We start from the raw sequence: 20681 nt of genomic DNA, 5'->3' as shown, positions 1-20681 counted from the left end.
AGCGTCCTGCAGTTCCGGCACGCGGTTGACCCACGTCAACGACGCGGCCGTGGCGCATGGCCGAAGATGCCTGCATGAAATCACCCGCATCCCGTCCCTCGCCACAGCTGTTGGCGGCTGCTCCGCACCGGCTGATGTTCTTCATCGGTGCGGGCAATCTGCTGTTGGCCATGCTGTGGTGGGCGGCCTGGCTTGCGTCCCAACGCTGGTCGATGGGCTTCGGCATGCCGCAAGCGGCGACCTATCCGGGCTGGTTGCATGCGTTCGTGATGCAGTACCAGGTGCTGCCGAGCTTCTTCTTCGGTTTCTTGTTGACCACGTTTCCGCGCTGGATGGGCCTGCGCGAGGTGCCGCGCTGGCAGTACCTGCCGGTCGGCATCGGTCTGATGGGCGGTCAGGCGCTGTTGTTGTGCGCAGCGCTGGGGCTGGAGGTCGCATTGACGGTCGGCCTGTTCATGACCCTGGCCGGTTGGGGCGCCGGGTTGTGGCTGCTGACGCGGCTGGTGCTGGCCGAGCGCGGTCGCACCTGGCATGCCTGGTCGTGTCTGGCCGCGTTGTGGTTGGGCATGGCCGGGCTGCTGTGCTTCGCCGGGTTCGTTGTGACCGGCTCGCCATGGCTGGTGTTTGTCAGCATCAAGCTCGGGACCTTCGGCTTGCTGGCGCCGGTGTACCTCACCGTCGCGCACCGGATGTTTCCGTTCTTTGCCGGCAATGCCGTGCCCGGTTACGTCGCCTGGCGGCCGATGTGGTGGCTCGGCGCGATGTGGGGCTTGTTGATCGCCCACCTGGCGCTCGAGCTCGTACATGCCTACGCCTGGCTGTGGCTGGTTGATCTGCCGATGCTCGCTCTGGCCCTGTACACGCTCTGGCGCTGGTGGCCGCGCGGCGCCGCGCCGGGGCTGCTGAGCACCCTGTTCTTCGGGCTGTTGTGGTGGCCGGTGACGTGCGTGCTGCATGCCGCGCAGAGCTTGCTGTATCTGCAGACCGGCACGTTCCTGCTTGGCCGCGCACCGGCGCACGCCTTGTTCATCGGCCTATTCGGTAGCGTGCTGGTCGCGATGGTGACGCGCGTCACCCAGGGGCATTCCGGGCGCCCGCTGCGCATGACCGGCACGGCGTGGTGGGCATTTGTCGGCATCCAGGCCATCGCCGCGCTGCGGATCTCAGCTGAGGTGCTGCCAGACACGATGCTGTGGCTGGCGGTGTCCGCGCTCGGCTGGCTGGTCGTGCTCGGCCCGTGGGTGGCCCGAATCGGCGCCATCTATCTGTCGCCGCGCGCCGACGGCAAGCCCGGATGACGGTCGTAGAGCCGTCGGGCATGCTGCTGCTTTCATCGCTGGCCGCGTTGCGATCGTGGCGCGCTGGCCGGCCTCGTGTCGAGGGTCCGTTCCGATGATCGAGTTCTATCCCCAGATCAAGCATGCGCACATGGGACTGGCGTTGACCAGCGGCGCGCTGTTCGCGCTGCGTGGTGCGGCGCTGCTTGCCGGCATGCGCTGGCCGAAGGTGGCCGTCGTGCGTTACGTCAGCTATACGATCGATACCGCGCTGCTGACCGCAGCGATGATGCTGCTGACCATCCTGCCCGGCGCGCTTTATGCCAACGGCTGGCTGGCGACCAAGGTGGTGCTGATCGTGGTCTATGTCGTGCTGGGCATTCTGGCCTTCGGCGACAAGCGGTCGCGGCGCGCGCGGGTCATGTTCTATGTCGCCGCGTTGCTGACGTTCGGGCAGATCTATTGCATTGCCCGTGCGCATCACCCGCTGGGGCTCTTCTACCTGCTCTGAGCGAGCGCCGGTGCGGGCGAGACGCGCACGCTCGCCTTCATCCTCCAGCGCTGCGTCGTGCCGCAGTGCCGACTGCGTTTGCGACGATGCCTCATCCTCAAGGGCATCGCGTGTTCGAGCCTCGCGGTGGATCGCCGCAACGCGGCGCCAGCATCTGACGCACACCGCTCGCGCGTCTGACGAACCGGTCAGTGCGCCTGCACACCTGGCGTGTAGCGTTGGCACAGCGCGTGCGTTGGTGGTACGCGCCCGCAGCTCCATGTGCGCTGAGCGCCGGTGCGCTTAACCGGCGTCCTGTCCCGCTGCGCTCTGTGCAGTGGACGTCGGTGCCAGTGGCACCACATGGGCAATGCGCCCCGGTCTGACCCATCAGCATCCACAGCCGCGCAGCCCCGTCAAAGGTGGCGTTGAGAGCGCTGGCTTCTGATCGACCGCGTCCAGTCGGATTGGCATGCGCAGGGGGGCGGGGCGATGGGGGTCGGGCCGTGAGCAGACCGGCATCGGCTAAGTGGGCGGTCCGCCAGCACGCAGAGGCCAAGCGGCAGCGTCCGGCATCTGCTGTGGACCGCGCAGTGCGCAGTCCATCAGGCGCGCGACGCCAATCGCGACGCTTCGTGGTCGATCGACCCGGCCACGGCGTGGGTGGACGTCCTGCAGGTGCCGAATCTGACGGGTGACGGTGACCCGGCACGACACGCGGCGCATCTTCCGGCGTTGTGGAATGTGACGGTCTGTGGCACGCCGAGAACAAGAAAGACCACCCCTGCAATGCAGAGGTGGCCCAAGGCGCTGGAGAGAGCGCGTGACTTACTTGTCGGCAGGCAGCGCCAGGCTGGTGCTGGCCTTGATCGGACCGGCCGGGGACGGCGTGGTCATCAGGTCGTGGTTCCACTTGTCGCCGTCGACCTTGATGTGTGCGGCGGCACCGAGCAGGACAGCCTCGATCAGGTTGTGGTTGAGATACACATACAGGCCCGGCTGACGGAAGGTGTAGAGCGCAGCGCCCGCCGAGCCGCCGCGGATGAACCAGGTCTCCAGGTCCTTGGCCGGCGCGTTGTTGAACTTGCCTTCTTCCCAGACGTAGTCGCCATGGCCACCGATCAGATGCGGACGGCTGTCGCGGTTGGCCTGGGAGTGCACCAGTAGGACCGTTTCGCCGACCTTGCTGGTCATCGCGTGCTCGCCCGTCAGTGCGCCGACGGCGCCGTTGAACACGACATGCGAGGGTGTGAGGCTCTTCATCGTGGCCAGTGTGTCGGGCAGCGCCTCGGCATGCGAGCCATAGGTCTTGAAGTTGCCGTCGGCATCGCGCGGGACGTAGAAGTCCGTTTCACCGACATAGTAGGCGCGATCGTAGTGCAGCGGCTTGCCGTCGCCATCTTTCAGGCCGTCGCGGGGCAGCACCATCACTGTGCCCTGCATGCCCGAGACCACGTGCCAGGGTGTCATCGGACCGCCGGGGGCGCAGTGGTAGACGAACGTGCCCGGACGCGTGGCCTTCCAGCGCAGCACCACTTCCTCGCCGGGCTGGATGACCGTGAGGTCGCCGCCGCCCAGCGCGCCGGTGGCCGCATGGAAATCGATGTTGTGCACCATCGAATTTGTTGCAGGATTGACCAGCGTGAGTTCGACATAATCGCCCTCGTGCACGACCATCAACGGACCCGGCACTGAACCGCCGAAGGTCATCGCGTGCATCGTGGTGCCCTGGCCGTCGATGACGATTTCCTTTTCGACAATCGGCAGCGTGAACTGGATGACCTTGGGACCGCCCTTGGCGACCTGGTCATGGTCATGGACGAACGGCGGGCGCTTGAGTTCGACGTGCTGGCGCGGCAGGTTGGCCAGATCCGAGGCGTCGCTCAGCGTCGCGTTGACGAGGTCCTTGGCATCGACCGCCTGAGCGGGGCTGGACAGCAGAGGGGAGGCTGCGAGTGCGATCGCAGCGGCGAGCAGGCTGGTCTTCAGGACGTTCATCTGGGTGTCTCCTCTTGTTTCCGTTCGCTTGTTATTGGCGTGGAAACAATATGCGTCCGAGGATTATCTGCCGCCTTGATCGGGATCAAGAATATGTGAACAAATAATCGGTTGATTATTGTTTCAATTGAATAAATTGATTTCGATCAAAACCGATGTTGATTCAAATCAATCGATTCTCGAAATGCGATTGAACAGGAGGCTTTGGCCGATCCGGTCGCCCATGGCCGTGCGGTCCGGCCGAGAGGGCGCGACTTCCGTCGGGAGAGAAGCTGCCACTGTCCACAGCAGCGGATTGCCAGCCAACCGGCGTAAAAGAACCGGGGTCAGAGTGCGATTTCGCGAAGCGAAATTGCACTCTGACCCCGGTTTGTGGCGGGAGGCGCCCGCGTCGCGAAGCGGCCTGGTCGAGGTGGGCGACTTCCGGCTGGCAGGGCGCTGGTGTCGGAAGAGGCACGCCATTCCCGCATTGGGCGAAGTACCAAAAAAAAGCGCCACCCGAAGGTGGCGCCTGGTGTCGCGGGTCGGGCCCCGGGGCCCGGCGAACGGTCAGGGCTGGACGACCAGCTTGCCGCGCATGATCGCCGAATGGCCCGGGAAGGAGCAGAAGTAAGTGTAGTCGCCACCGGCCTTGAGCGCCGAGCCCGGCAGGGTGATCGTGGCCGTCTGGCCGCCACCGACCAGCTTGGTGTGCGCCAGTACGCGGCGATCGCCAGCCTGGACATAGTCGGCGGCTGCGCCGGCCTTGATGCCATCGCGAGCGACCGCATCGGCGTCCGGGGTCGCGGTCAGGACCACGTTGTGGCCCATGGCGGTGACCGGCAGGTTGCCGACGTGGGCGAGTTCGATCGTGACCGTGCGGCAGCTCGCCGACACCGTGGCGGTTCTCTGGTCGAACTGCATCTGGTCGTTGCCCTTCAGGCTGACCTTGCAGTTCGGGGTGGCGTGGGCCATGCCGGCGGCACCGAGGAGGGCGAGGCCGAGCAGCATCGTACGGGTGTTCATGGAGCGTCTCCGTTGGGGTCTGGTCTTCTTGCGTGGGGCCATCTTCCCCCGTTGCCGGCCACCGCGCCTTGATCTGGATCATTCCTGGCCTTTCAGGTGATCCGCCGGGATGATGCGCTTTCCTTCTGTTCATTCCGGGCGTTCGTGGCCCGGCGCACCGACCATGCCCGACCGCTCGACACCCACTCCCGGTCCCGCTTTGTGCAGTGAGGAGGACGTGGTCCGGCTGGTCCACGCCTTCTATGCGCGGGTCCGCGCGGACGCGCAGCTGGGGCCGGTGTTCGAGGCGCACGTCGAGGACTGGCCAGCCCACCTGGCGCTGCTGGTCGACTTCTGGTCGGCGATGTTGCGCGGGACCCGCCGGTTCCGCGGCGCGCCGGTGCAGCGACACATGCGGCTGGACGGGCTCAATGAGGCAATGTTCGCGCGCTGGCTGGTGCTGTTCCGCCAGACCACTGCCGAGCTGGGCAATGCGCCGATGCAGCAACTGGCCGACGAGATGGCCGAGCGGGTTGCCGCGACGTTCCTGGCCCGCTACCGCGACGCGCGCGGCTGAGCCGGCGGCAGCGCGCCGGTCGAGCCGCGCAACACCAGCCGGCCGGGAATCGTCCGGCTTTCGACCGGCGCCCCTTCGATCTGCGCGATCAGCGAGTCGACCAGCAGCGCGCCGGCCTGACGCGTGTCCTGCTGCACGGTCGACAGCCCCGGGGTCACGAACGCGGCCAGCGGGATGTCATCGAATCCGGCCACCGCGACATCGTCGGGCACCCGCAGGCCGTGCTCGTGCAGCGCCTTCATCGCGCCGATCGCGATCAGATCGCTGCCGGCGAAGATCGCGTCGAATGGCGTGCCGCGGGCGAGCAGGGCGCGGGCGGCCTCGAAGCCGGACTGCTCGCTGGTGACCGCATCGACCTGCAGGGCGGGCCCGGTGGGCAGGCCGGCCTCGGTCAACGCCGCCGCCAGGCCGCGGTGGCGCTCCTGGAACTCGGGATAGCGCGCGGAGGCGTCGCCGAGGAAGGCGATGCGCCGGCGCCCCTGCGCGAGCAGGTGCTCGGCCATCGCCCGGCCGCCCTGGAAGTTGTCGCTGCCGATCGACACCCCCGGCTGGCCCGGCAGCGCCGCGCCCCAGCGCACGAAGCGGGTGCCCTGTTCGACCAGTTGCTGCAGCCGGTCGCGCGCCTGGAGGTAGTCGCCGTAGCCGAGCAGCAGCAGACCGTCGGCCTTGTGGGAGTCCTCGTAGTCGGCGTGCCAGTCGCTAGAGAGCTGTTGGAACGAGATCAGCAGGTCGTAGCCGCGCAGCGCGCAGGCCCGGGTGATCGCGCCGAGCATCGACAGGAAGAACGGATTGATCGCGTCGTCCGCCGGTTCTTCGAAGAACAGCAGCGCCAGCGTGCCGGACTGCTGGCAGCGCAGGTTGGAGGCGTTCTTGTCGACCTTGTAGTTGAGCTCCCGGGCGATCGCGAGGATGCGCTCGCGCGTGTCCCGGCTCACCGACGGGTGGCCGCGCAATGCGCGCGAAACGGTCGGCTGGGACACGCCGGCCAGGTGCGCGATATCGAGGGAAGTGGGCTTGCCTTTGATGGTCATCGCACGCCGTCGCGGCGCTGGGGGCGACCGCATGATGCCACGGCCGCGGCGCGCAACGCCGGCCCGGCGTTCTGGGCTAGAATCGGCCCCTGGCGTCCCTCCAGCCGAACAGGTGGCCCGCGTTTGCGCCGGCCGAGCGTGCGACATGAGCACTACCCCCTTCCAGCGCTGATCGTCCCCGCGGGTCCTCCAAGGCGCCCTCGTGGCGCTTTTTTTGTGCGACACGCCGCGACCCGGGAACGACAATCGACTGCTTGCGATCGGCCCGCGTTCGCGAATCTCCACCTCCCCTCATAGCCATCACGCCCATGATCACCATCACGCTTCCCGACGGCAGCCGCCGCGAGTTCGACCACCCCGTCACGGTCATGCAGGTCGCCCAGTCGATCGGCCCGGGCCTGGCCAAGGCCACCGTCGCCGGCAAGGTCGACGGCCGCCAGGTCGACGCCTCCGATCTGATCGACCACGACGCCTCGCTGCAGATCCTCACCCCCAAGGACCCGGAGGGTGTGGAGATCATCCGCCACTCCTGCGCGCACCTGGTCGGGCACGCGGTCAAGCAGCTCTACCCCGAGGTCAAGATGGTCATCGGCCCGGTGATCGATGAAGGCTTCTATTACGACGTCTACAGCGAGCGGCCGTTCACGCCCGAGGACCTGGCGGCGATCGAGAAGCGCATGGGCGAGCTGATCGACACCGAGTACGACGTGATCAAGAAGATGACCCCGCGTGCGGAGGTCATCGAGACATTCCGAGCGCGCGGCGAGGATTACAAGCTGCGGCTGATCGACGACATGGGCCCGGACATCACCGAGATGGGGCTGTACTTCCATCAGGAATACGTCGATATGTGTCGCGGACCGCACGTGCCCAATACGCGCTTCCTCAAGGCGTTCAAGCTCACGCGCATTTCCGGCGCATACTGGCGCGGCGACTCGAAGAACGAGCAGCTCCAGCGCATCTACGGCACCGCCTGGGCCGACGCCAAGCAGCTCAAGGCCTATATCCAGCGCATCGAGGAAGCCGAGAAGCGCGACCACCGGCGCATCGGCAAGGCCCAGGACCTGTTCCACCTGCAGGAAGAAGCGCCGGGTCTGGTGTTCTGGCACCCCAAGGGCTGGGCGCTGTGGCAGGTGGTCGAGCAGTACATGCGCCAGGTCTACCGCGACAGCGGCTACGGCGAGGTGCGCTGCCCGCAGATCCTCGATGTCTCGCTGTGGCAGAAGTCCGGCCACTGGGACAACTACAAGGACAACATGTTCTTCACCGAGTCCGAGAAGCGGACCTATGCGGTGAAGCCGATGAACTGCCCCGGCCACGTGCAGGTCTTCAATCAGGGCCTGCACAGCTATCGCGACCTGCCGATCCGCTATGGCGAATTCGGCTCCTGCCATCGCAACGAGCCCTCGGGCGCGCTGCACGGCATCCTGCGCGTGCGCGGCTTCACCCAGGACGACGGCCACGTGTTCTGCACCGAGGCGCAGATCGAGTCGGAGGTGACCGCGTTCCACCAGCAGGCGCTCGCGGTCTATGCGCATTTCGGCTTCCAGGACATCCAGATCAAGATCGCGCTGCGGCCCGAGTCGCGGCTGGGCGACGACGCGACCTGGGACAAGGCCGAGGCCGCGCTGCGCAATGCGTTGTCGGCCTGCGGCGTGGCCTGGGAGGAGCTGCCGGGCGAGGGCGCGTTCTACGGCCCGAAGATCGAGTACCACCTCAAGGACGCCATCGGCCGGACCTGGCAGCTGGGCACGATGCAGGTCGACTTCATGATGCCCGGGCGCCTGGGCGCGGAGTACGTCGACGAGCAGAGCCAGCGCCGCACCCCGGTCATGCTGCACCGGGCGATCGTCGGCTCCATGGAGCGTTTCATCGGCATCCTGATCGAGCACCATGCCGGGCAGTTCCCCGCCTGGCTGGCCCCGGTGCAGGCGGTGGTGATGAACATCACCGACGCCCAGGCCGACTTCGTCGAGGCGGTGCGGAAATCCCTTGCGAATCAAGGCGTCCGGGTCGAGGCCGATTTGCGGAACGAGAAAATCGGCTATAAGATCCGCGAGCACACGCTGCAGCGGGTGCCGTATCTGCTCGTGGTCGGGGACCGCGAGAAGGAAAACGGCGCAGTCGCGGTTCGGACGCGGTCCGGGGAAGATCTGGGCACGATGCCGGTCGGCGATTTCGTTTCGCGCCTCCGCGCGGAGCCGGTGTCAGCATGAGTTCTTCACCGGCGCGGCGCCATCATCGGCCGCGCCGGTCGCCCCGTTGGCTGACGAGCCGGCGGTATGTTCCATTTCGGAGATTGCAGTATTAGCACCCCTGACAAGCAGAATCGGCGCAACCAGGATATCCGCGTACCCCGTGTGCGCGTGATCGGTTCGGACGGAGAAATGATTGGCGTGCTCTCGCGCGACGATGCATTGCGCGCCGCCGAAGAGGAGGGACTCGACCTCGTCGAGATCCAGCCCAATGCGGACCCGCCGGTCTGCAAGATCATGGACTTCGGCAAGTTCAAGTTCGAAGCCCAGAAGAAGGCCAATGAGGCCAAGAAGAAGACCAAGCAGGTCGAGATCAAGGAACTCAAGTTCCGGCCGGTCACCGACGAAGGCGACTACCAGATCAAGCTGCGCAAGATGCGGGGCTTCCTGGAAGACGGCGACAAGATCAAGGTCAACATCCGCTTCCGTGGCCGCGAGATGAGCCACCAGGAGCTGGGCCGCGAGATGGCGGCGCGGATCGAGGCCGACCTGGGCGACGATATCGTCATCGAGTCGCGGCCGCGTCTGGAAGGCCGGCAGATGGTGATGATGATCGCGCCGAAGAAGCGCTGACCGGTCGCGCCCCGGGCGCGACGCAGGATCCGGCTCGCCTGGCCCTGGACGGGGCAGGGTGAAGAGAGGCGCCGCAAGGCGCCTCTTTGCGTTGCAGCAATGCCGCCGTCTGGCCGCACGGGCCGGCGCGGTCGCGTCCGCCGGGCCTCGGCGCGCGGGCCCACCGCTGCCGAGAGGCCAAGCCGATGATTTGCAAGCCAAAGCGGCGCGCGGCATAATGCGCGGCTCCCGGCGTGTCCGGGTGGTTTGAGCGGTATCAGGACCGGCCGGAATCCCGCGGGGATCGAGGCCTGAACACCGGCATGGGCATGGATGGAAAGCGTGGCGAAGGCCACCGCCCGGTCAGTACTCGTATCCCACAAGGACTCTCGCAATGCCCAAGATCAAGACGCACCGGGGCGCTTCCAAGCGTTTCCGGAAGACGGCTTCCGGCAAGTACAAGGCCGGCCACGCCAATCGCAGCCACATCCTCACCAAGAAGGCGACGAAGCGGAAGCGCAATCTCCGCCAGACGAACCACATTCCGGCGTGCGACAGCGGTCGTCTCGACCGCATGCTGCCGTATCTCTGAGGAGGACTGAACCATGGCACGAGTCAAGCGTGGCGTCCAAGCGCGCCGCCGTCACAAGAAGGTCCTCGGCCGCGCGAAGGGCTATTACAACGCCCGTCGCAAGGTCTTCCGCGTCGCCAAGCAGGCCGTCATCAAGGCCGGCCAGTACGCCTACATCGGTCGCAAGCAGAAGAAGCGCGACTACCGTTCGCTGTGGATCACGCGTATCAACGCGGCGGCCCGTCTGAACGGCATCAGCTACAGCCGCTTCATGAACGGCCTGCTCAAGGCCGGCATCACGCTGGACCGCAAGGTCCTGGCCGATATCGCGGTGCACGATGCGACCGGCTTTACCGCGCTTGCCGAGAAGGCGAAGGGCGCGCTGGCGGCTTAAGGGCCGTCGTCTCCACCGTAAAGCGGTACTGCCGCCGGATCCATCCGGCGGCCACGTGGGGAAGGGCGCAAGTCCTTCCCCATCGTTTTTTGCGGCATCCGAATGTGCGGCGCCCCTGTGTTCGGGCGCGTCCGCGACGCGGACCTTTCATCAGTGACGGGCCTGTAGATGAGCGAAATCGAATCCCTGTCGAGCCGGGCGCTGGCCGACATCGACGCGGCGGCCACGCCCGAGGCGCTCGAAGCGCTGCGCGTGGCGCTGCTGGGCAAGAGCGGCAGCATCACCGCCCAACTCAAGGCGCTCGGCGCGCTGCCCGGCGACCAGCGCAAGGCGGCCGGTGAGGCCATCAACCGTGCGCGAGACGCGATCGGCGCGGCATTGGCCCAGCGCAAGACTGCGCTCGAGGACGCCGCGCTCGACGCGCGCCTGGCCTCGCAGACGATCGACGTGACCCTGCCCGGGCGCGACGCCGGTCGCGGCGGCGTGCATCCGATCAGCCGCACCCTCGAGCGCATCGCCGACATCTTCGGCCGTCTGGGCTACGAACTGGCCGACGGTCCGGAGATCGAGGACGACTGGCACAACTTCGAAGCGCTGAACTTCCCGCCACACCATCCGGCGCGCGCGATGCACGACACGTTCTATTTCGCGCCCGACGCGGCCGGAGTCGCGCGCCTGCTGCGCACGCACACCTCCGGCGTGCAGGTGCGCTACATGGGCGAGCACCGCCCGCCGCTGCGGATGATCGCCGCGGGCAAGGTCTACCGCTCCGACAGCGACCAGACCCACTCGCCGATGTTCCATCAGGTCGAAGGCCTGCTGGTCGACGAGCACGCGACGTTCGCCGACCTCAAGGGCACGCTCAGCGAGTTCGTGCGCGCGTTCTTCGAGCGCGATTTCGAGATGCGTTTCCGCCCCAGCTACTTCCCGTTCGTCGAGCCCGGCGCCGAGGTCGACATCGCCTGGCAGCAGGCCGACGGCAGCACCCGCTGGTTGGAGGTGCTGGGTTGCGGCATGGTGCATCCCAACGTGCTCAAGGCTGTGGGCATCGACCCGGAGCGCTATACCGGATTTGCGTTCGGCATGGGCGTGGAGCGCTTCGCCATGCTGCGCTACGGCGTCGACGACCTGCGCGCCTTCTTCGAAAACGACGTGCGGTTTCTCAGGCAGTTCGCCTGAGGGATGGGCGATGCGTGATCCGCGCAGACGGATCACGCACCCCATCGCGACACGGCGCTTCTTGAACCACGCATCACACATTACGAATCACGGAATTTCAGCATGAAATTTTCCGAAAACTGGCTTCGCCAGCACGTGCGCACCGAGGCATCGCGCGAGGACCTGGCCGCGACGCTGACTGCGATCGGCCTGGAGGTCGAGGACATCGTGCCGCTGGGCGACGCGCTCGAGGGCGTGGTCGTGGCGCGCATCGTCTCGGCCGAGAAGCACCCCGAAGCCGACCGGCTGCAGGTGTGTCAGGTCGACGTCGGCGGTGCGGCGCCGCTGCAGATCGTCTGCGGCGCGCCGAATGCGCGCCCGGGTCTGGTCGCCCCGCTGGCGACGATCGGCACGCGCGTGGGCGAGTTGACGATCCAGGCGGCCAAGCTGCGCGGCGTCGCGTCCAACGGCATGTTGTGCTCGGCCAAGGAGCTGGGGCTCGATGCGGATGCCTCGGGACTGCTCGAGCTGCCCGACGACGCACCGGTCGGTCGTCCGCTGGCCGACTATCTCGGCCTGCCGGACGCCACGATCGAGCTCAAGCTGACCCCCAACCGCGCCGACTGCTTCAGCGTGCGCGGCATCGCGTTCGATGTGGCCGCCGCCTTCGGCAGCCAGGTCGCGCCGCTGCAGGCGCCGCCCGTGGACGTCGCATCGGACGCCGCGTTGCCGGTGACGCTCGATGCCGGCAGCGACGCACCGCGGTACCTGGGCCGGGTGATCGAGGGCGTCGATGCGACGCGCCCGACCCCGGTGTGGATGGCCGAGCGCCTGCGCCGCAGCGGCATCCGCCCGGTCAGCTTCCTCGTCGATGTCACCCAGTACGTGATGCTCGAACTCGGCCAGCCGATGCACGCCTTCGACCGCGACCTGCTGACCGGTCCGGTCGGCGTGCGCCGTGCGCGCCAGGGCGAGACGCTCAAGCTGCTCGACGGCCGTGACGCGACGCTCGACCCGCAGTTCCTGGCGATCACCGACAACGACCGCGTCGTTGCGCTGGCCGGCCTGATGGGCGGCTTCGATACGCGGGTGAGCGATGCCACGCGCAACGTGTTCCTGGAATCGGCGCACTTCGCTCCCGACGCGATCATCGGCCGCAGCCGACGCCTGGGCCTGCACACCGACGCTGCGCACCGCTTCGAACGCGGCGTGGACCCCGAACTGCCGCGCACCGCACTCGAGTACGCGACACGGCTGATTCTGGACGTCGCCGGCGGCCACGCTGGCCCGGTGACGGCCGCCGAGCTCGATGCGCATCTCGCGCAGCCGCGCACGATCGCGCTGCGCCGCACACGGCTGGCGCGCGTGCTGGGGCTGACAGTCGACGACGCCGAAGTCGAGCGCATCCTGCGTGCGCTCGGGCTCGAGGTCGCCGCCGATGCCGACGGTTGGCAGGTCACCGCGCCGACGCGGCGCTTCGACCTGGCGATCGAGGAAGACCTGATCGAAGAAGTCGTGCGCATCCACGGCTACGACCGGGTGCCGACGACGCTGCCCGGGGGCGCGACGCGGATTGCCGCCCCAGCGAGACCCAGGTCGCCGAGGCCGAGCTGCGTCGCCAATTGGTGGCCCGCGATTGCTTGGAGACGGTCAACTTCGCCTTCGTCGACGCCGCGCTGCTCGCGGCCTGGCAGGCCGACGACGGCGCTGTGCCGCTGGCCAACCCGCTCAGCGCGGAACTGGGCGTCATGCGGACCGCGCTGCTGCCGGGGCTGGTCGCGACGCTGGCGCGCAACCTCGCGCGCCAACAGACGCGCGTGCGGCTGTTCGAACTCGGCAAGGTGTTCGCAAGCGTGGATCCGGCGTCGGGAACGGCGGGTGCGCCGGTCGAGACATTACGGGTCGCGGCGGCCGTCGCCGGCGATGCGCAGGCCGAGCAGTGGGGCCAACTGGCGCGGCCGGTCGATTATTTCGACCTCAAGGGCGACCTCGAGGCGCTGGCCGCGGTTGCGGGTGCGCAGCTGACGTTCAGGCGCTCGACCGCGGCGCACGGCCACCCGGGCCGCTCGGCGGATGTGCTGCGCGATGGCGTGCAGGTCGGTTGGATCGGCGAACTGCATCCGCGCCTGCTGCGTGCGCTGGACATCGACGCATCGGTCGTGGCGTTCGAACTCGATGCTGCAGCACTGCAGGCCCGCGCGCTGCCGCGTGTGGCGCCGCTCTCGCGTTTCCCCTCGGTGCGCCGCGACCTGGCGATCGTCGCCCCCGACGCCGTCGACTGGGCCGCGCTGGAGGCCACCGTCCGCGCGGCCGCCGGCTCGCTGCTGACCGGGATCCGCCTGTTCGACCGTTATGCCGGGCAGGGCGTCGAATCGGGTTTCAGGAGTCTCGCCATGGGCTTGATTCTGCAGGAAACTTCACGCACTCTGACCGATCGCGATGTCGAAACAGTGGTCGCGAACGTGGTCGAAGCGCTGGCGCGCGACCACGGCGCGAAGATCCGAGGCTGAGGTGGACAAGGGGATGCGGGCGTGGCGTTGACGAAGGCGGACATGGCCGAGAAGCTCTACGAGGAAGTCGGGCTGAACAAGCGCGAGGCCAAGGAGTTCGTCGATGCATTCTTCGACGTCCTGCGCGAAGCGCTGCAGCACGGCCGCCAGGTCAAGCTGTCGGGCTTCGGCAACTTCGACCTGCGGCGCAAGAACGAGCGTCCCGGCCGCAACCCCAAGACCGGCGAGGAGATCCCGATCTCCGCGCGCACGGTGGTCACCTTCCGCCCCGGGCAGAAGCTCAAGGAGCGAGTCGAGGCCTACACCGGCACCGTCGGCGCGGGAGCCGGTCATGCTTGATCCGGGCAGCAACCGCGAACTGCCGCCGATTCCGGCCAAGCGCTACTTCACGATCGGCGAGGTCAGCGAGCTGTGCGACGTGAAGCCGCATGTGCTGCGCTACTGGGAGACCGAGTTCCCCAGCCTGAGCCCGGTCAAGCGCCGCGGTAATCGCCGCTACTACCAGCGCCACGACGTGCTGATGGTGCGTCAGATCCGCGGCCTGCTCTACGAGCAGGGCTACACGATCGGCGGTGCGCGTCTGCGTCTGGAAGGTGCGGGTGCCAAGCAGGAATCAGCGCTCAGCAGCCAGATCGTGCGCCAGGTGCGCATGGAGCTCGAGGACGTGCTGCAACTGCTCAAGCGTTGATGCAGGCATGGGCGAAACGCTCGCCAACAGGTATACTGCCCAGCTTTCCGGGGTATAGCGCAGCCTGGTAGCGCACTTGTCTGGGGGACAAGTGGTCGTCGGTTCGAATCCGGCTACCCCGACCAATTTGGTGTTACGAATCAGCGGCTTGCAGTCAACCTGCAGGCCGCTTTTTCGTTCTGCACTCTATCGCCACCCTATCGGGCGAGCATCAAGGCGGTCTCGACATCGCTCCATGGCAGTTCGTGGCCCTCCAGATAGACGGTCGTTATGGCCCTCGCTGGCGTGCCCCCTCAGCGCTTGGAGCTGCTGCAGCGTCCATCCTTGCTCGCGCAGCAGGGTGCCGCTCAGGCTGCGGATCTCGCGGAAGTGGGCGGGTTGTCGCCGGCGATCTCGGCAGCGTCGCGGGCATCGGCGAACGCTTGGGTGATCCGCTTGGGCAGCAACTGGGTGTGGTGCTAGCGCGCCGCGATCTGCATCGCCTGCGAGGGCTGCTTCTCTGAGAGACGATGGATCAAGTTCGGGGACAACGTCGTCCCGCCACAGACTGATCAGCGCGGCTGGATGGTCGGGGCGAGCACGGTCGGCACTAAGCAAGACAAGCTCGCCAACATCCTCAAGCCACGTTTCCGAGGGGGGCATCAACACGCTGGTTATGCACAACTCAGGGCCTCGCGCCGGGACGTGGTGATTCAGTAGATTTGATAACCATTGCTTGGCAGCCGTCGTTTCTGTAGAACATGCGCCATGCGACTCCTACTACTTTCCGCCGCGATCGTCCTTCTGTCAGGGTGCGCTACAACGCCTCAGGGTCTCGAGCATGCGCAATACGCCACCTCATTCACAGCCGACCAGTCCTATCAGCTCACGCTGAAGAATATTGTCGAAGGGGATAGTGCGTGCCGGTCAGGCCCGCTTATCCCGGTTGGGCAAATCATCAACGACGTGCAGCATTACCCGGACCTTCGCGAGGCGAAGATCGTGCAGGGTGCTTCAGGCTTCGGCACGCAGATTTATCGGGTAATTTCGATCAAGGAACCATCGCCCGGTACCTCACTGGTCACTGTGTATGCGAAGCATCACGGCGATAAGATCGCAGCGCAGTACCGTCTATGGGCATCAGGTTCGAAGGATTGCACGCTGTAGCCGTTGAGAACGTCCAGTTGATCAGCGCCCACCCAGTAAGGGGCTTTTCTTAACAGCGAGTGGGCTGGTCAGGGATGGCCAGGCTGGTATGTGTCGCAGTTCATTCGACCGGCCCCGTCGACCGTGATCCCAGGAGGTGCGCCGTGCTACTCCCGTTCACACCGATCTCTTCGACTTTGACGAACTAGCCGAAGGGCTGCATTACGGCATAGTTGTAGTTAACACCACACGTCAGCCACCAAGCGCACGACGACGCAGCGCAAGTCTGAGGGCAATTGGTCGTCGGTTCGAATCCGGCTACCCCGACCAAATATTGAGGCCCGCCTTGCGCGGGTCTTTTTTTTGGCGCGCCCACCTGACTGCGGCCTGGTGGCCGGATTGTCAGAGGCTTGCCGGGCGACCCGTGCCGGCATCCAATCGCGGCTTCGGATCTGGGATGCCATCGATGCGCGAGCGAATCGTCGGAATCGTAATGGGCATGGCGCTGATCGCAGGGGCGGCCCCGGCGTGGGCGCAGGCGCCCGCTGCCGGCGCGCCGCCGCCGCCGTCCGGTGAGGCGGGCATCGTCGACATGGGGCCGGTCGTGGTCTCGGGCGTCCAGCCCGGCCCGGGGCTGTGGCAGGTGCGCCGCGGCGATCACACGCTGTATGTGCTCGGAGAGGTGTCGCCGTTGCCGCGCGATATCGACTGGAACACCGATGAGGTCGAGGCGGTCATCGCGCGTGCGCAGACTGTGATCGCCGCGCCGCAGATCGAGTTGCGTGCCGATGTCGGGCGGTTCCGAACGCTGCTGATGGTGCCGGCGCTGCTGCGGGCGCGGCGCAATCCGGATGGCAAGCAGTTGCAGGATGTCGTGCCGCCCGCGCTCTATGCGCGCTGGGCGCCGCTGAAGGCGCGATGGATCGGGCGCAGCGATCGCGTCGAGCGCTGGCGGCCGGTGTTCGCGGCCGGCGAGCTCTATGCCTCGGCGATCTCACGGATGCGCATGCGCCAGGACGGCATCATCGAGCCGGTGGTCACGCGCCTGGCGAAGGCGCATCGGGTGCCTATTGTCCGGACCGACCTCGAGATCCGGGTGGAGGACACGAAGGCGGCGCTGCGCGAGTTCGGCGGCGCGCCGCTCGACGACCTGCCCTGCTTCGAGCGCATGCTCGCGCGGATCGAGCGCGATCTGCAGCACATGGGCGAGCGCGCCAACGCCTGGGCCGTCGGCGATATCGATGCGCTGCGCGCGCTGCAGGGCGAGAACACCTACACCGTGTGCATGCGGACCTTCACCCAGGGCGCGCTGGCCAAGCGGCTTGGGGTGGAAGACGTCGACCGACGCGTCGAGGCGAAGTGGCTCGAGACGGCCGAGACCGCGCTCGCAAAGAACCAGACGACGTTCGCGGTGCTGCCGATGTCGCTTGTGCTCGGCGAGCATGGCTATCTCGCCAAGCTGGCAGCCAAGGGCTACGAGGTCCAAGCGCCGTAGCGTCATCCGCCGGCGCCCACGGCGCGGCGGACCGTGCACGCGAAGCGCGTGGGCTCAGGCCTCCACAAGCAGGGCGAAGCCGCCATAGATCATGCGCTTGCCATCGAACGGCATTTCGCCGTCCGGGCGCATCCGCGGGTCCTCCATCAGCTTCGGCCACGCCGCATTGCGCACCTCTCGGCTGGGCCATTCGATCCACGAGAACACGACCTGCTCGTCGTCCTTGCGCAGAACGGCGCGCTGGAAATCGGTGTGCTTGCCCTCGGGCACGTCATCGCCCCAGGCCTCCATCACGCGGACGGCGCCGTACTCCAGGAACGCCTCCGCGGTCTTGCGCGCCATCGCGGTGTAAGCATCGCGTGCGCGCGTCGGGACCGGCAGCACGATGCCGTCGACATAGCCGCCGCGGCCGGTACCGACGTCGACGAGGGACGCGAAGCCGCCCAGGATCATGCGCTTGCCGTCGAAGGGCATGTCCTGCATCTGTTGCATGCGCGGATCGGCCATCATCTTCTCGTGGGCTTGGTCGCGGGTCGCGCGGTCGGGATATTCCATCCAACTGAACACCACGGTTTCCTCGTCGGTTGCCTGCACCGCGCCCTGAAAGTCGTTGCATTTGCCGCGCGGCACTTCGTCGCCCCAGGCTTCCACGCAGCGGACGTCTCCATACGTCTTCAACACAGCGAATGCGTCGCGGGCATGCTGTGCGTAGGCGTTCTTGTTGGCGGTCGGCACCGCGACCACGAAACCCTGGACATAGGTCATGCGCTTTCTCCTGTTGGATGGAACGAGGCGTCGCGATGGACGTGGTTGCCGATCCTGGATCATGAAGTTATAAAAAACAACCATGAAGTTAGAAAAAGAAACTGAACCGGCGCGGGCGATGGTGGGGCGCTGGTACGACGACGCCTGCGGCGCTGCGCTTGCGCTGGAACTCGTCGGCGAGCGCTGGGCGCTGCTGGTGATCCGCGAACTGATGTTCGGCCCGCGCCGGTTTTCCGATCTCAAGGCCGACCTCACCGGGATCAGTGCGAACGTGCTGACGCAGCGGCTGGCAGGGCTGGAACGCATCGGCGTGCTGCGCAAATGCCAGTTGCCACCGCCGGCCCGGGGCAGGCCTACGAGCTGACGCCCTGGGGCTACGAGGCCGAGCCGATCTTCCAGGTGCTCGGCCGTTGGGCGGTACGTACGCCGCTGCACGACCCGACGCGACCGCTGTCGGCGGTCTCGACGATGCTGTCGCTACGGACGATGCTGCGGCCCGATCGTGCGCCGCTGACGATGACGGTGGCCTTCCGCTTTCCCGGCAATGCCTTCATCGGCCGGCTGTCTTCGGCGGGGCTGACGATCGAGCGCGGCGATGCGGACGGGGCGGACGTCGTGTTCGACACCGAGACGACCACGAAATTCGCAGGTCTGGTCTACGGCGGTCTGTCGTTCGATGAGGCCGAAGCGGCGGGCGTGTTGCGGCTTACGGGCGACCGCGGACTCGCCACGCGGTTCATCGGCTGCTTCGCACTGCCCGACAAGATTGACGCCGACGCCTCATAGCGCGAGCGCCAGGCGCAGCCGGGCGTGCAGGCCCGGCCGCGGGACGGGGCTCAGCCCGTGGCGCCGCCCGCGACCGGCGCGGCAGTTGCTGCGAGATGCGGCCAGCGCGTCAGCACTGCGGTGCGGATGCCGGCGACATCGAGTCCGGCCTCGGCCAGCAGGTCCTCGCGGCTGGCGTGGTGCTGGAACGCGTCAGGCAGGCCCAGGTGCAGCACCGGCATCGCGATGCCCTCGGCATTGAGCAGCTCGGCCACGCCCGAACCGGCGCCGCCAGCGACGACGTTGTCCTCCAGGGTCACGAAGCCGTCGTGCGAGCGCGCGAGCTCGAGCACAAGCGTGCGGTCGAGCGGGCGCACGAAGCGCATGTTGACGACCGTCAGGTCCAGTTCGGCGGCGACGGCCTCGGCGGCCGGCACGATGGCGCCGAAGGCAAGCAGGGCGATGCGGCGGCCCTGCCGGCGGATCTGCGCCTGCCCGATCGGTAGCGTCTCCAGGCCCGGGTCGATCGCCACGCCAGGGCCGGTGCCGCGTGGGTAGCGCACCGCGGCCGGGCCTTCATGGCGGAAGCCGGTGGTGAGCATGCGCCGGGCTTCGTCTTCGTCGGCGGGCGCCATGACGAGCATGTTCGGCACGCAGCGCAGAAAACTCAGGTCGAGATTGCCGGCATGCGTGGCGCCGTCGGGCCCGACGACACCGGCGCGATCGATCGCGAACAGCACGTCGAGATTCTGCACCGCGACGTCGTGCACCAACTGGTCGTAGGCGCGCTGCAGGAACGTCGAGTAGATCGCCACGACCGGTTTGGCGCCCTCGCAGGCCATGCCCGCAGCCAGCGTCACCGCGTGCTGTTCGGCGATCGCGGTATCGAAATAGCGCTCGGGGTATTCCTTGGAGAACCGCACCAGGCCCGAGCCCTCGCGCATCGCCGGGGTGATGCCCAGCAGGCGGTCGTCGACGGCGGCCATGTCGCACAGCCAGTCGCCGAACACGTCGGTGTAGGTCGGCTTCTTCGCGCCGCCCTTGGCGACCACGCCCGTGCTCGGGTCGAACGGCGAGACCGCGTGGTAGCCGATCTGGTCGCCCTCGGCGAGCTCGTAGCCCTTGCCCTTGGTCGTGATCACGTGCAGCAGCTGCGGCCCTTTGAGGCCACGCAGCGTCTTGAGCGCACCGACCAGCGCCTTCATGTCGTGGCCGTCGATCGGGCCGGTGTAATGGAAGCCCATCTCCTCGAATAGCGTGGACGGCACGAACATGCCCTTCCAGTGTTCCTCCCAGCGGCGCACGAACCGAGCCGTCGGGTTGTTTTTGTCGCCCAGCAGCTTCTTGCCGCTTTCGCGCAGGGCATTGAGCGTGCGGCTGCCGGTCATGCGGCCGAGCATCTGGGTCAGGCCGCCGACCGCTTCGCTGATCGACATGCGGTTGTCGTTGAGTACCACCAGCAGGTCGGGCTCGGGCTCCATGCCGCCGGCGTGGTTGAGTGCCTCGTAGGCCATGCCGGCGGTCATCGCGCCGTCGCCGATGACTGCGACCACGCGGCGCTCGTTGCCGGCGCGCGCGTTGGCGATGGCCATGCCCAGCGCGGCCGAAATCGAGGTGCTCGAGTGGCCGACGCCGAAGGTGTCGAACTCCGATTCCTCGCGCTTGGGGAACGGCGCCACGCCGTCCTTCTGCTTGACCGTATGGATGCTGTCGCGGCGGCCGGTGAGGATCTTGTGCGGGTACGTCTGATGGCCGACGTCCCAGACGATGCGGTCCTCGGGCGTTTCGTACAGGTAATGCAGCGCGGTGGTGAGTTCGATCACGCCCAGCCCGGCGCCGAAATGGCCCCCACTGCGGCCGACGGACTCGATCAGGTAGGTGCGCAGCTCGTCGGCGATCGCCGGCAGTTCGCTCTCGTCGAACTGGCGCAGGTCGGACGGCGCGTCGATGCGCGCAAGGCGCGGGTAGCGCGAGGAATCGATCATCCGCGCATTGTAAGGCCTGGCCCTGCCCGGGCGTCATGCCGCGGTCACGCGGCGGGTTGGC

17 protein-coding genes, 1 tRNA gene and 2 pseudogenes are annotated in these 20681 nt (G+C 67.2%); 15 read left to right on the top strand and 5 right to left on the bottom strand.

Annotated features, from left to right (window positions below; all coding sequences use genetic code 11):
• Positions 1-56 precede the first annotated feature (56 nt).
• Both BEN78_01805 and BEN78_01800 read left to right on the top strand, forming a co-directional pair.
• Complete coding sequence (locus BEN78_01805) at positions 57-1298, top strand: short-chain dehydrogenase (GenBank protein ID ASR42323.1); 1242 nt, start codon at positions 57-59, stop codon at positions 1296-1298.
• Positions 1299-1392: 94 nt separating this feature from the next.
• A complete protein-coding gene (locus BEN78_01800; GenBank protein ID ASR42322.1) occupies positions 1393-1788 on the top strand; it encodes a hypothetical protein in 396 nt (131 codons plus the stop codon).
• 807 nt (positions 1789-2595) lie between these two features.
• Here the strand turns inward: BEN78_01800 and BEN78_01795 are convergent.
• Together BEN78_01795 and BEN78_01790 are read right to left on the bottom strand one after the other, a co-directional pair.
• On the bottom strand, positions 2596-3705 hold the full coding sequence (locus tag BEN78_01795; protein ID ASR44837.1) for a nitrite reductase, copper-containing: 1110 nt from the start codon (positions 3703-3705) through the stop codon (positions 2596-2598).
• A 609-nt stretch (positions 3706-4314) separates the two neighbouring features.
• On the bottom strand, positions 4315-4770 hold the full coding sequence (locus BEN78_01790; GenBank protein ID ASR42321.1) for an azurin: 456 nt from the start codon (positions 4768-4770) through the stop codon (positions 4315-4317).
• A gap of 163 nt (positions 4771-4933) precedes the next feature.
• Here BEN78_01790 and BEN78_01785 point away from each other — a divergent pair, with 163 nt between their 5' ends.
• On the top strand, positions 4934-5326 hold the full coding sequence (locus tag BEN78_01785) for a preprotein translocase subunit TatC (GenBank protein ASR42320.1): 393 nt from the start codon (positions 4934-4936) through the stop codon (positions 5324-5326).
• Here BEN78_01785 and BEN78_01780 read toward each other — a convergent pair.
• Positions 5305-6357: a LacI family transcriptional regulator gene (locus BEN78_01780; protein ASR42319.1), complete on the bottom strand. Its 1053-nt coding sequence runs from the start codon at positions 6355-6357 to the stop codon at positions 5305-5307. The two genes, BEN78_01785 and BEN78_01780, sit on opposite strands and share 22 nt — an antisense overlap.
• Positions 6358-6665: 308 nt before the next feature.
• Between BEN78_01780 and BEN78_01775 the strand changes: the two genes are divergently transcribed.
• The 11 genes and pseudogenes from BEN78_01775 (at position 6666) to BEN78_01725 (ending at position 17105) form a co-directional block, all read left to right on the top strand.
• Complete coding sequence (locus BEN78_01775; GenBank protein ID ASR42318.1) at positions 6666-8573, top strand: threonine--tRNA ligase; 1908 nt, start codon at positions 6666-6668, stop codon at positions 8571-8573.
• Between the two features lie 171 nt (positions 8574-8744).
• The gene (locus BEN78_01770) at positions 8745-9185 is read left to right on the top strand and encodes a translation initiation factor IF-3 (GenBank protein ID ASR42317.1); all 441 of its coding nucleotides are present in this window, start codon (positions 8745-8747) and stop codon (positions 9183-9185) included.
• 373 nt (positions 9186-9558) lie between these two features.
• On the top strand, positions 9559-9756 hold the full coding sequence (locus tag BEN78_01765) for a 50S ribosomal protein L35 (GenBank protein ID ASR42316.1): 198 nt from the start codon (positions 9559-9561) through the stop codon (positions 9754-9756).
• A 13-nt stretch (positions 9757-9769) separates the two neighbouring features.
• Positions 9770-10129, top strand: a complete 360-nt coding sequence (locus BEN78_01760) for a 50S ribosomal protein L20 (protein ID ASR42315.1) — start codon at positions 9770-9772, stop codon at positions 10127-10129.
• A 168-nt stretch (positions 10130-10297) separates the two neighbouring features.
• Positions 10298-11308 (top strand): phenylalanine--tRNA ligase subunit alpha, encoded by a 1011-nt coding sequence (locus tag BEN78_01755; GenBank protein ID ASR42314.1) that lies wholly within the window; start codon positions 10298-10300, stop codon positions 11306-11308.
• Positions 11309-11410: 102 nt separating this feature from the next.
• A pseudogene (locus BEN78_01750) lies at positions 11411-13797 on the top strand (phenylalanine--tRNA ligase subunit beta).
• A 21-nt stretch (positions 13798-13818) separates the two neighbouring features.
• On the top strand, positions 13819-14136 hold the full coding sequence (locus BEN78_01745) for an integration host factor subunit alpha (GenBank protein ID ASR42313.1): 318 nt from the start codon (positions 13819-13821) through the stop codon (positions 14134-14136).
• Complete coding sequence (locus BEN78_01740; GenBank protein ID ASR42312.1) at positions 14129-14485, top strand: MerR family transcriptional regulator; 357 nt, start codon at positions 14129-14131, stop codon at positions 14483-14485. The genes BEN78_01745 and BEN78_01740 overlap by 8 nt, the downstream gene beginning before the upstream one ends.
• A 48-nt stretch (positions 14486-14533) precedes the next feature.
• A tRNA-Pro gene (locus BEN78_01735) sits at positions 14534-14610 on the top strand.
• 145 nt (positions 14611-14755) lie between these two features.
• Positions 14756-14947, top strand: coding sequence for a hypothetical protein (locus BEN78_01730; protein ASR42311.1), 192 nt, complete (start codon positions 14756-14758; stop codon positions 14945-14947).
• A 1129-nt stretch (positions 14948-16076) separates the two neighbouring features.
• Positions 16077-17105, top strand: a complete 1029-nt coding sequence (locus tag BEN78_01725) for a hypothetical protein (protein ASR44836.1) — start codon at positions 16077-16079, stop codon at positions 17103-17105.
• A 54-nt stretch (positions 17106-17159) separates the two neighbouring features.
• Here the strand turns inward: BEN78_01725 and BEN78_01720 are convergent, their stop codons facing one another.
• The gene (locus BEN78_01720) at positions 17160-17870 is read right to left on the bottom strand and encodes a hypothetical protein (GenBank protein ID ASR42310.1); all 711 of its coding nucleotides are present in this window, start codon (positions 17868-17870) and stop codon (positions 17160-17162) included.
• Between the two features lie 82 nt (positions 17871-17952).
• Here BEN78_01720 and BEN78_01715 point away from each other — a divergent pair.
• A pseudogene (locus tag BEN78_01715) lies at positions 17953-18656 on the top strand (transcriptional regulator).
• A 50-nt stretch (positions 18657-18706) separates the two neighbouring features.
• Here BEN78_01715 and BEN78_01710 read toward each other — a convergent pair.
• The gene (locus tag BEN78_01710; GenBank protein ID ASR42309.1) at positions 18707-20620 is read right to left on the bottom strand and encodes a 1-deoxy-D-xylulose-5-phosphate synthase; all 1914 of its coding nucleotides are present in this window, start codon (positions 20618-20620) and stop codon (positions 18707-18709) included.
• Positions 20621-20681: the final 61 nt, after the last annotated feature.

Source organism: Xanthomonas citri pv. mangiferaeindicae (assembly GCA_002240395.1).
GTDB lineage: Bacteria > Pseudomonadota > Gammaproteobacteria > Xanthomonadales > Xanthomonadaceae > Luteimonas > Luteimonas citri_A.
The sequence above is the reverse complement of the archived record's forward strand: the minus strand, read 5'-3'. Positions and strand labels throughout refer to the sequence as shown.